Annotated in this window: 12 protein-coding genes; 7 read left to right on the forward strand and 5 right to left on the reverse strand. The window is 66.6% G+C overall.

Annotated features, from left to right (window positions below; all coding sequences use genetic code 11):
• The 4 genes from RJQ01_RS12735 to RJQ01_RS12750 all read left to right on the forward strand — a co-directional run.
• On the forward strand, window positions 1-527 hold a 527-nt coding region (locus RJQ01_RS12735; RefSeq protein ID WP_350477100.1), incomplete at its 5' end, for an SCO family protein.
• Window positions 528-603: 76 nt separating this feature from the next.
• On the forward strand, window positions 604-1,344 hold the full coding sequence (locus tag RJQ01_RS12740) for a cytochrome c biogenesis CcdA family protein (protein ID WP_350477101.1): 741 nt from the start codon (window positions 604-606) through the stop codon (window positions 1,342-1,344).
• 28 nt (window positions 1,345-1,372) lie between these two features.
• A complete protein-coding gene (locus RJQ01_RS12745; protein ID WP_350477102.1) occupies window positions 1,373-2,008 on the forward strand; it encodes a class I SAM-dependent methyltransferase in 636 nt (211 codons plus the stop codon).
• 235 nt (window positions 2,009-2,243) lie between these two features.
• Entirely contained in the window at window positions 2,244-4,433 is a 2,190-nt protein-coding gene (locus tag RJQ01_RS12750; protein ID WP_350477103.1) for a heavy metal translocating P-type ATPase, read from the forward strand.
• Between the two features lie 64 nt (window positions 4,434-4,497).
• Here the strand turns inward: RJQ01_RS12750 and RJQ01_RS12755 are convergent, their stop codons facing one another.
• From RJQ01_RS12755 to RJQ01_RS12765, 3 genes are all read right to left on the reverse strand, one after another.
• Window positions 4,498-5,589, reverse strand: coding sequence for a M23 family metallopeptidase (locus tag RJQ01_RS12755; RefSeq protein ID WP_350477104.1), 1,092 nt, complete (start codon window positions 5,587-5,589; stop codon window positions 4,498-4,500).
• Between the two features lie 332 nt (window positions 5,590-5,921).
• Entirely contained in the window at window positions 5,922-6,584 is a 663-nt protein-coding gene (locus tag RJQ01_RS12760) for a DsbA family protein (protein ID WP_350477105.1), read from the reverse strand.
• Window positions 6,581-7,006, reverse strand: a complete 426-nt coding sequence (locus RJQ01_RS12765) for a disulfide bond formation protein B (RefSeq protein ID WP_350153463.1) — start codon at window positions 7,004-7,006, stop codon at window positions 6,581-6,583. Before RJQ01_RS12765 ends, RJQ01_RS12760 begins: the two co-directional genes overlap by 4 nt.
• Before the next feature lie 498 nt (window positions 7,007-7,504).
• On the opposite strand from RJQ01_RS12765, the gene RJQ01_RS12770 reads away from it, so the two are divergent.
• From RJQ01_RS12770 to RJQ01_RS12780, 3 genes are all read left to right on the forward strand, one after another.
• Window positions 7,505-7,933, forward strand: a complete 429-nt coding sequence (locus RJQ01_RS12770; RefSeq protein WP_350153461.1) for a MerR family transcriptional regulator — start codon at window positions 7,505-7,507, stop codon at window positions 7,931-7,933.
• A gap of 351 nt (window positions 7,934-8,284) precedes the next feature.
• Window positions 8,285-9,013, forward strand: a complete 729-nt coding sequence (locus RJQ01_RS12775; RefSeq protein ID WP_350477106.1) for a ZIP family metal transporter — start codon at window positions 8,285-8,287, stop codon at window positions 9,011-9,013.
• Window positions 9,014-9,174: 161 nt separating this feature from the next.
• Window positions 9,175-9,756, forward strand: coding sequence for a Spy/CpxP family protein refolding chaperone (locus RJQ01_RS12780; RefSeq protein ID WP_350477107.1), 582 nt, complete (start codon window positions 9,175-9,177; stop codon window positions 9,754-9,756).
• Window positions 9,757-9,866: 110 nt separating this feature from the next.
• On the opposite strand, the gene RJQ01_RS12785 is transcribed toward RJQ01_RS12780, so the two are convergent.
• Both RJQ01_RS12785 and RJQ01_RS12790 read right to left on the reverse strand, forming a co-directional pair.
• Window positions 9,867-10,298, reverse strand: coding sequence for a copper chaperone PCu(A)C (locus RJQ01_RS12785; protein WP_350477108.1), 432 nt, complete (start codon window positions 10,296-10,298; stop codon window positions 9,867-9,869).
• A gap of 65 nt (window positions 10,299-10,363) precedes the next feature.
• Window positions 10,364-10,747: a copper chaperone PCu(A)C gene (locus RJQ01_RS12790; RefSeq protein WP_350477109.1), complete on the reverse strand. Its 384-nt coding sequence runs from the start codon at window positions 10,745-10,747 to the stop codon at window positions 10,364-10,366.
• Between the last annotated feature and the right edge of the window lie 111 nt (window positions 10,748-10,858).

Consider the following 10,858-nt stretch of genomic DNA (forward strand, 5'->3'; position numbering starts at 1 on the left):
TCGACGCCGACGGCAAGCCGGTGGCGCTGCCCGACTTCGCCGACCGGATCGTGGTGATGCACTTCATCTATGCGGGCTGCCCGGACGTCTGTCCGTTACACGCCGAGAAGATCGCCGAGATCCAGCAGATGGTGAACCAGACCCCGATGCAGGATCGGGTCCAGTTCGTCACGATCACCACCGACCCGGCGAACGACACGCCGGAAGTGCTGAAGGACTACGGCCCGGCACACGGGCTCGACCCGGCGAACTGGGTGTTCCTGACCGTCGGGCCGGACCAGGGCGAAGACACGACGCGCAAGCTGGTCGAGGCCTACGGCCACAAGTTCATGATCACGGAGGATGGGCTGCAAGTGCATGGCGTCGTCACCCACGTCATCGACCGTAGTGGGCGCTGGGCCGCCAATTTCCACGGCCTGGAGTTCGACCCGCTGAACCTCGTGCTCTATCTCAACGGGCTTTCCAACAACCACGGCAAGCCGGCCAAACCGACACTCTGGGAGAGCGTCAGGGCATGGTTCTGGTGACGGCAACACGAGGACTTGGCTGCAACCGTCGAGGGCCGCGACAGGCTCAAGAGACGTAGCCGGAGGCCGTTGGACGATGTGGGAGATCTCGAACGTCGGCATCCTGACCGCCTTCGCGGCCGGACTGATCTCGTTCCTGTCGCCTTGCGTGCTGCCGTTGGTGCCCGGCTACGTCTCCTATGTTGCCGGGCGGACAATCGCGGAAGGCTCGAACGGTGGCGCCGTCGCGCTCAGACTGCGGACCGTGGGACTCAGCGGCTGCTTCGTGCTGGGCTTCTCGACCGTGCTCATCTTGTTCGGCGCCAGTGCGACGGCCCTCGGTCAGCTGCTGATCAGCTACCGTTACGAGCTCAACATCGCCGGCGGTGCGATCGTGATCCTCTTCGGGCTGTTCCTGATCGGCCTCGTGCGACCGGCCTGGATGTTGCGGGATTGGCGATTCCAGAGAGCTCTCCCGGCGGGCCATCCGATGTCCGCCTACGTGCTGGGGATCGCCTTCGCGTTTGGGTGGACCCCCTGCATCGGCCCGATCCTCGGCGCCATCCTGACCATGGGTGCGTCCGCGGCGACCCTGTCCGAAGGTGCGGCACTGCTGGCGATCTACTCGCTCGGCCTCGGCGTGCCGTTCCTGCTCGCCGCCGCGTTCACCGACGCGCTCGCCGCGCGGCTGCGGTCGATCGGCCGTGCCGGTCGTGTCCTTCAGGTCGGCGCCGGCGGCGTGATGGTCCTGATGGGAATCGCGGTGATAAGCGGTCAGCTCAGCGCCTTCTCCTACTGGCTGCTCGCCACCTTTCCTGCCCTTGCGACGATAGGTTGATCTGCCCCGGGTGTTTGGAGAACTTGTAATGAGTTTCTACGAAGACCGTATCCTGCCGCATCTCACCAACCTTGCCATGCGGAACCGGACCCTCGTGCCGTACAGGCAGCGCGTACTCTCCGCCGCGGACGGCCGGGTGCTGGAGATCGGCATCGGCTCCGGACTCAACCTGCCGTTCTACGGCCCCGATGCACGCGAGGTGATCGGGCTCGACCCGTCGCCGCGGCTGATCGCCATGGCCGAGCGCACCGCACAGAACTCGACACTACCGATACGCTTCATCGATGGCTCGGCAGAGGCTATCCCGCTGGACGACGGCAGCGTCGACACCGTGCTGACGACCTGGACGCTGTGCAGCATCCAGGGATCGGTTCCGGCCCTCGCCGAGATGCGGCGTCTGCTCATAGTGGCCCCCGTTCCTCTATTGATAGTCCCACAGCACGGAGATGGGCCGATGTATCGACACCGCCCGAGGTACGCCTCGAGCAGGTCTATCGGGGCGTCGTGCCGTTCGTCGCCCTGCAGATTGCCGGCATGGCGCTGGTCCTTTTGTTTCCGCTGCCCGCGACCTGGTTGCCTGTCAGTGCGCTTGGAGCACCGTAGGGGACGAGCGAACGGAAGTGTGATCTCGATCGGCAGTCAATTTCTGCCCTTGAAGCTCTAGTCCCTGTAGGTGTCAGTGTGTGCATGCAATAGTGAATCCGAGGTCAGCAATGTCGTCCGGTACCGCCAGCCGCCATCAACATCGCGGTCACGACCACGCCCACGACCGCTCACACAGTCACGGCGGCGCTGCTTGCTGCGGCGCGGGGTCCGCCTGTGGCGGCGCCTCTTCGATCTCTCCGCCGCCGGCAACGGGTCGCAGCTTCAGGGTCACTGGGCTCGATTGCGCCGAGGAGGTGGCTATCCTCAACAAGGTTGTCGGCCCCGAAGTCGGGGGGCCGGAGCATTTGGCATTCGACGTGCTCAATGGCCGGATGACGGTCCTCGACAGCGGCGGGGCGATCTCTGACGAGAAGATCGCCAGACTCGTCGGCAGCACCGGAATGAGCGCGAGCCCCTGGAATGCCGAGACGGCCGCGGTGGACCAGGCGGAGCATCTCGGACGCCAGAGGCGCTACACCGCCCTCAGCGGCGGTTTTTGGGCAGCCGGCTTCCTGTGGCACGTCTTCGAGGCAGGCGTGCGCGGCGCCCTCGGTCTCTTTGCCGGGCACGGCGAGGTGACGATGCCTTTGCCGGAAGTGGGGCTCTTCGCGCTCGCGATCCTGTTCGGCGTGTGGCTGGTCGCGCCAAAGGCCTGGTCCTCGGCGCGCCGCTTCTCACCCGACATGAACCTGCTGATGGTCGTCGCCGTCGCAGGCGCGATCGGCCTCGGCGAGTTCTTCGAGGCCGCCACGGTCGCCTTCTTCTTCTCACTGTCGCTCTATCTTGAGAGCTGGAGCGTCGGGCGCGCACGCAATGCGGTCTCCGCGCTGCTCGATCTTGCACCGCCTACGGCACGGGTGATCCGGGCGGACGGCAGCGAGGCGACGGTGCCCGCCGAACAGGTCGCGGTGGGTGAGCGCTTCATAGTGCGCGCCGGCGACCGCATTCCGCTCGATGGCGAGGTGACGGAGGGGGCGGGCGGCGTCAATCAGGCCCCGATCACGGGCGAGAGTGCACTTGTACTCAAGGAACCGGGCGGCGAGGTCTACGCCGGTACGATCAACGGCGAGGGCACCCTGACGATCCGCGCCACGAAGGTGGCGTCGGACACGGTCCTGTCCAAGATCATCCGCATGGTCGGCGACGCTCATTCCCGCCGCGCCGATGTCGAGCAGTGGGTCGCCAAGTTCGCGCGCATCTACACGCCCGCCGTCATGGCGCTGGCCATCGCGATCGCGGCGCTCCCGCCGCTGCTGCTCGGCGGCGCCTGGAGCTTCTGGTTCTACAACGCGCTGGTGCTGCTCGTCATCGCCTGCCCCTGCGCCCTGGTCATCTCGACGCCGGTTTCGATCGTCGCGGCACTCGCCGCGTCGGCACGGTCCGGCGTGCTGATCAACGGCGGGGCCTATGTCGAGGCGCCGGGACGCACGACCGCGATCGCGATGGACAAGACCGGGACCATCACGATGGGCGAGCCCGAGGTGGCGGCGGTCCACCCGCTCGTTGGGCGCACCTATCGGGAGCTGATGGCGCTTGCGGCCTCCCTGGAAGCGCGTTCGTCGCATCCTCTCGCCCGCGCCATTCTCGGAGAGGCCGAGCGGGAGGGCGTGCCCGCCGTCCCGGCCGAGGACGTCCGTACGGTGCCGGGCCGCGGTCTAGAGGGACGGGCAGGCAGCCGGGCGATCTGGCTCGGCTCCGACCGCTTCGCGGCCGAAAAGGGCTTCGGAGCCTCGATACCCGGCATGCTCCGGGACCGGATCGAAGGTGCGGGCAGGACGCTGGTTGCCGTTGGCGACGAGACGGGCGTGATCGGTATCCTGGAACTGCGCGATCGGATCAGGCCCGATGCCAAGAACGTCGTCGCCCGGCTCCACGCGCAGGGCGTGAAGACCATCGTCATGCTGACCGGCGACAACGAGCTCACGGCACGGGCGGTGGCGGCCGAAGTCGGGATCGACGAGGTCAGGGCAGAGCTGCTGCCGGAGGACAAGGTGACCGCCATCGAGGAACTGGTGGCGAGCCACGCCGTGGTGGCGATGATCGGGGACGGTGTGAACGACGCGCCTGCCATGGCACGGGCGCATTACGGCATCGCCATGGGGGCGGTCGGCTCGGATGCGGCGATCGAGACGGCGGATATTGCACTCATGACCGACGACATCGGCAAGGTGCCCTGGCTCATCGGCCACTCGCGCCGCACGATGGGCATCATCCACCAGAACATCGGGATCTCGCTGGCGACGAAGGCGCTTTTCGTCGGCCTGACCGCCTTCGGCATGGCCTCGATGTGGGGCGCCATCGCGGCGGATGTGGGCGTGTCCCTCGTCGTCGTTGCGAATGCACTCCGTCTTCTCAATGCAAAGGCGCGAGACGCTGCACCTCCACCGGGAGGCGAGACTGTCGGCGACAGAATGGCGCAGGGCGCCGTCGCTCACGGGCATTAGCGGGGCAGCCCGGCGCGGAGTACACAATCCGTCATTGACCCAGCCTCGTCCGTCGAGCCGTGCGTCAAAGTCTGTCGGACGACGCGTAGGCGGGCAGGTCGACCGCGAGGCGCTCATCGAGCATCGCGCGCGCACCTCGCAAACGCGCCAACGCGGCACCGTCTTGTTCTGCGGGTCGTATCACTCGGGCAAGGGAATCGTCCGAGAGCGGGTCCATCGGCCGGCCATCGACCAGAACCTCGTAGTGCAGGTTCGGGCCGGTAGCGGTACCGGTCGCGCCGATCAGGCCGACGGTATCCCCGGCCGCGACGCGTCCGCCTTCCGCAAGGTCGCCGGGTACGGCGCTCAAGTGAGCGTACCGGGTCATGGTCTCGGCGTCGTGAGCGATCTCGACGAGCCGGCCATAGCCGCGGCGCCAGCCGATGAACGCAATCCGTCCCGGGGCTGTCGCCCGCACCGGCGTCCCCTTCGCGGCGGCGAAATCGACACCGGTATGCATCCGCACGGTACCGTAGACCGGATGCCTTCTACGGCCGAAGACGGAACTGAGCCGCGCGCCGTCCACCGGCTGTGCAAAAATCCGAAGCACCTGCCCGTCCCGATAGATCGTGGCGCGGGCGGAGTCGTCGGCCGGCCAGACCACCTCGTAGAGCCCGTCGCTGGATTCCAGAGAGGCGAAGGCAATCTCGGGTTGCCGGATCGGTTCCCCGCCCGCTCGCGCCTCGCGCCAGAGCAGCCGCAGCCTCTCGCCTCCCTGCAGATCGCGCCGGAGGTCCACGGTGCCTCCCAGCATTTGCGCCAGGTCGATGGCGAAGCGCGCAGGAATGCCTTCGGCTTCGAGCGCGGCGAAGATCGAACTCTCGACGCGGGCTTCCCCTGCCAGCGTCACGATCTCCGGCTCGGGCGCGACCACACGCGTGGTCGACGTGTCGCCGAAAATCGCCTCGACCTGCAGGCCGTCCTCGACCTTGAGTGCGACGCGCCGAGGCGTTCCGTCAGGCGTCACCTCCACGATCACCTGATGACCGGGGCGAAGCCGCCGAAGGTCGTACTCCGCGCCGAGCGCAAGAGCCACCTCTGCGCGGGCCGGCGCTGCTATTCCGGCTTCGGCGAGAACTGCCGCGAGCGTTCCCCCGGGACCGATCTCGCGCAACATGACCAAAGTCCGCGTTTCGTCCTCGGAGAATGAACCCGCGTCGACCGAGGCTTCGGACAGCGACGGTTCCCCACCAGACGATGCCGCGGATGCCTCGGTTGCTGCCGCGACCTACCTTCGCCGCTGCGGTGCCGCGGATGTGTCCGGACGCGAGAGTTCGGCAGCAGCCACGTTGTAAGGTGCCGGCGCCCTTCCGGTCGCGCTGAGCTGGGCGAACGCAGCCGCGGCAACACCCGCGGCCATTGCCAAGCCTTTCGCCAAGCCTCCTCGCGTCATTCCGCCCCTCCAATTTCAGGCTTGCGCATTGCCGCGTCCACGCTCCCAAGCCCAGTTCACGATCCCGACGCTGCTACCTCCTCAGCGACCAGCGCGCGGAGTTCGGCCTCCCCGAACGGGTCGAGGCGCCTGCCGTTGACGAAGAAGGTTGGGGTTCCGCGGACGCCCGCAGTCTTCACGTCGGCGCGGTCACGGTTGAGGATGCCGACGGTGCTTGGCGACAGTATCTGCGTTCGGGCGGCCTCGGCATCCAGTCCTGCGGTCGCTGCAATCTGGAGGAGCAGGCCGAGGTCTCCGGATGCGCCGTGGCGAGCCCACTGCGGCTGCTCCCGCAGAAGCGCCTCCAGCACCGGCTCGAAAACGCCCTGCATCCGCGCGGCTTCCAGGATGCGGACGGCTTGCTCCGACACTTCTCCGTGCAATGGCGTGTAACGGAGGACGACTCGAACGGAGGCGCCGTGCTCGGCCATGATGTCCTTCACGATCGGGTAGAAGGCGCGGCAGGCCTCACAAGCGGGGTCGAAGAATTCGACGATCGTGACGGGCGCCTCTGCAGGACCGAGGATCGGGGAATGGGATCGCGTCAGCGCCTCGCCCTTCTCCCGGGCGATCGGAACGGCTTTTGCGACGGTGATCGGGCGGCTGACATACCAGGTCCCAGCGGCGAAGGCTGCGACGGCGAGCACCAGGATGGCGAGAACCAGTGTCTTGCGGGTCATGACTTGTTGTCCTTGAGAGAAACGGCTGACAGGGCCGCGATCAGCACGAAGGCGAGCAACGAAAGCAGTGGGATCGGCACGCCGAGAACGCGCTGGTTGTCGTCTGTGCAGGATGGGCCCGTCGCGGTGCACGGTCGGATCTGTTCGGGGATGAAGCCGACATAGAGCCCAAAGTGCCAGAGCGCGACGGCGGCGCCGGCAAGCGCGAGAGCGATGCCGTAGCGCCCTACGGTCCGGTCCTGCCACCACACGCCCAAGCCGAGGATGATGGCCAAAGGGAACATGAAGGCGCGCTGGAACCAGCAAAGGTCGCAGGGTGCCTGCCCCAGAACCTCCCCTATGAAGAGCACGGCGAGCGAGGCTGCAAGCGCCACGGTCCATGCGAGCGCGAGCGCCGCGTCGGAGGACAGCCTTGGGGTCATTCCGGACGCCGCCCCGAAGGATCGGTCTTGGCCTCGTCGCCAGAGATGCCGCGAGCGTGCGCCGGCCGATCTATCTGCTTGGGCGTCACCGTCGGTCCGTGGTCCCGGTCCTCGGAGTTTGGCTTGGGATCGGTGGACGTCATCGCACGGCGCCCCGGCACTCGGCGTCTCCGAAGAGATTCAGCATCCAGTGGTCGGCGAGGTCGATGTCGGTGTGAGCCATTTCGTGGAGACGCTCCGTTCGAGTTCCATTCGAAGGCACCGACGCAGGAGCCGCTGGCCTGCGGTCGCGGCACAATGCTGGTTACGCGCCGGCACGGGTTGGCGTCCGCCGGTGCATGCTGGCACTCGGACAGCTACATGCTCTAGCTGCTGTAGGTTCAACTCGAATCTTGCCGATTTCCAGGAAGGTTCGCCGTGAGCACCGCAACTGCCCTGGATCATTGCGCTTTCGATCCCGAAAACCTACAACCACTGTAGACCCACAGGGGGTGGCGCATGCTCACGATAGGCACTCTGGCACGACGGACCGGAACGAAGGTTCAGACCATCCGCTACTACGAACAGGTCGGGCTCATGCCGGAACCAGGCCGGAGCGAGGGCGGTCAACGCCGCTATGGCGATGCGGAACTCGATCGGTTGTCCTTCATCCGGCATGCGCGCCAGTTGGGCTTTCCGCTCGACGCGATCCGCGAACTGTTGAATCTGTCCGATCACCCGAACAGGCCATGTGCCGAGGCCGATGAAATCGCGAGGCGGCAACTGCGACAAGTGGAGCAACGGCTCGCCCGGCTCGAGGCGCTACGCACGGAGTTGCAGCGCATGGTGCGCGAGTGCAGCGGGGGCAGAACCGCCGACTGCCGTGTACTGGAGGTGCTGCGGGACCATTCGGAGTGCCTCACCGATCACGAGAACGCCGGGACCTGAGCCGCGGTCGCGGGAATTCCGTGTCCGCCGGTCGGTCTGCGCGGCCGCGCGCTGGGCTTTCCGGGCGCTACGCGAACTGCCGCGCTACCACCTCCGTCGAACTGTTCGGGCGGCGTTCCTATTCGCGAATGCGGATCTCGAGGAAGAGCCAGCGGGCCATGCGCGATCGACGCGAGTAGCATGCTCCCTATCGCATAGGCGGAACGCATCCGAGCCATCGCCGGTTGGCATGTGGCGTGGTCATTGGCGCTCCCGGCCGAAGGGGGTCACTGGCGGAGGTCGTTCCCGGTGAGCTTGTGGTTTGTTCTTCTTTTATCGCTGCTGCCGGGTGCAGGTAATTTTGCCGGGGGTATGATTGCCGAGTTCGGCAAGACCACCGATCGGCTTCTGAACTGGGCGCTGCACGCCGCTTCGGGCATCGTCATTGCGATCGTCGCAGTCGAGCTCATGCCAGAGGCCTTGAAGTCGCTCGCCGGCTGGTGGATCGCCGCTGCCTTCGGGGCGGGCGGGGTAACGTACGTCCTGGTCGAGATGGGCATCGAGAAGCTGCAGTCTGGCGGCGAGGGCGACGGGACCGGCATGTGGATGATCTATGTCGCCGTCGCGGTGGACCTGACCTCGGACGGGCTGATGCTCGGCTCCGGCGCGGCCGTCTCGAGTTCGATGGCAATCGTGCTCGCCGCGGGGCAGGTACTGGCCGATGTGCCCGAGGGCTACGCCTCGATCGCGAACTTCCGCAACAAGGGCCTGCCACGGGACCGGCGCATTCTCCTGTCGGCGTCCTTCATCCTGTTCTGCGTCGGCGCGGCGCTGCTGTCGTACCTGCTCCTGCGCGGCGCCGACGAGGGCCCGAAGATGGCGGCGCTGTGCTTTGTTGCCGGACTTCTGACCGTGGCGGCCGTCGAGGACATGCTCGAGGAAGCGCACGAGGCGAACAGCGACAACCGCCGGTCCGTCCTCGCCTTCGTGGGCGGCTTCGTCCTGTTCACTCTGGTCTCGGTTGGGCTGGAGACGATGGCTGGCCAGGGCCAGTCCGGCTCCGGCGGTCAGAGCACCGCGCGTGGAGCCCACTTACAGTAAACTCACAGCGGCGTTCGCAGGACCGGCAGCTTCGTTCCAATGATCTGACGGACCGCGCAGGGGGTAGTCCGCGCTGCTGCAGTGATACGGGGATTGATCCAGCGCAATGTCCAAGACTTCTGGACATGCCACGATCCGGGCACCTGAGTACGGAGGAACCGATGCGCGCTTCGATGTATGTACTGGTTGCGACCGCGACGCTCGCGACGGCAACAGCTGCCTTGGCACACCAGCCGCAGTCGACTCCCGGCTGGCACATGTACGGCCCGATGCACGATCAGGGAATGATGATGGGCTCCGAGATGATGCCGATGATGGGCATGATGGACCCGTCTCAGCACGTCGAGGGGCGGATCGCCTTCCTCAAGACCGAGCTCGGAATAACCGCGGCGCAGGAACCGCAGTGGGATGGTTTCGCCGACGCCTTGCGCGCGAACGCCAAGCGCATGAGCGAGCAGTGGGCCGGCATGATGCCCGGCACGATGACGGGCTGCGGCACGATGGGGGCCGGCACGATGCCGATCATGCGCGGCACCATGGGACCCGGCATGATGATGTCGGGCCAGGCCGGCAGCGCGATGTCGCTTCCCGAGCGGCTCGACTGGGCCGAGGAGCACATGACCGCGCGGCTCGAGATGCTGCAGGCGATGAAGGGTGCGACGACGCAGCTCTACGGCGTGCTATCGGGCGAACAGAAGGGCTTGGCTGACCGGCTCATCCACGGACCGATGGGCTTGATGTAGGCCGGGAAAAGGCATCCAGGGGGAATGTTGGCGCGGCAGATCGAGCTTGTAGGAGCAACGAGGGAAGGTGTCGTACCAGCAGGGAAACCGCAGCACGTGATCGGACGCAGTCAATGCCCTGTCGCGGTCTCGACCACGACCTTGACCGTAAGGGTGCCCGACTTGCCGAAATCCAGCGTCAGGTCGAAGGAATCCCCCGCCGATGGCGCGCGGTCGATGTCCGAAAGCCAGATATGGACGCCCCAGGGTGCCAGCGACAGCGGCCTGCCGGGAGCCAGCACGAGAGTGGACGGCCACTGCTCCGTACCGTCCTTTGCGGATCGGAATCGGACCTTGCCAGCAATGGTCGAACTCACACCGACGATCTGATGGGCTCGTGCTTCCCTGTTGAGTACAGCGATCGGGCCGTAGACCGCCAAACCCTCTGCGCTCGCCGTGGGTGGCGGTGACCACAGGTGCCCGACCGCTATGTCACCGAGCGTGTAGCTGTGCGCGCCCGCAGATGCTGGTAGGAAGACTGCCGAAAAAGCGAGTGCGATCAAGGCCGAGCCTGCAAGCGTGCTGAAGTGTCGCAATCCTCGCCCGCGAGGGCGTGCCGCGCCCTCGTTCATCGGTCGGGCCCCCGCGCCCCCGGACCGAAGACCGGGACCGACGCGTCAATCGAGCCTCCCCCCGAAAAGCGGAGCGTGAGCGGCAGAGTCCCACCCTTGGTCAGCGGTTGCCGGAGGTCGAGCAGCATGATGTGGAGGCCACCGGGCTCGAAGACGACGCGCCCGCCCGGCGGTACATCGAGCCGCTCGACCTGCTCCATCCGCATGACGTTATCGGTCTTCACGGTCAGATGTACCTCGGCTCGCCCGGCAAGCGGCGTCGTGATATCGACGAGCCGAGCCGGTTCGAGGCCCCGATTGACGATCGTGAGATAGGCGGCAGCCGGTCGCGAAGTTCCAATGGACGCGCGAGCCCAGGGCCGTTCCAGCGATACGCCCATAGGCGCCTGCTCCGCCGTAGCCTGTGCGGCGGCTCCGGTCAGAGCCGCCGCCAGCAGTACCACCATCCATCTGCGCTTCATCTGCTACCCCTCTTCGGTCTGCCATGCTTC

The sequence above is a fragment of the Microcella sp. genome (assembly GCF_040286215.1).
Classification (GTDB): Bacteria; Actinomycetota; Actinomycetes; order Actinomycetales; family Microbacteriaceae; genus Microcella.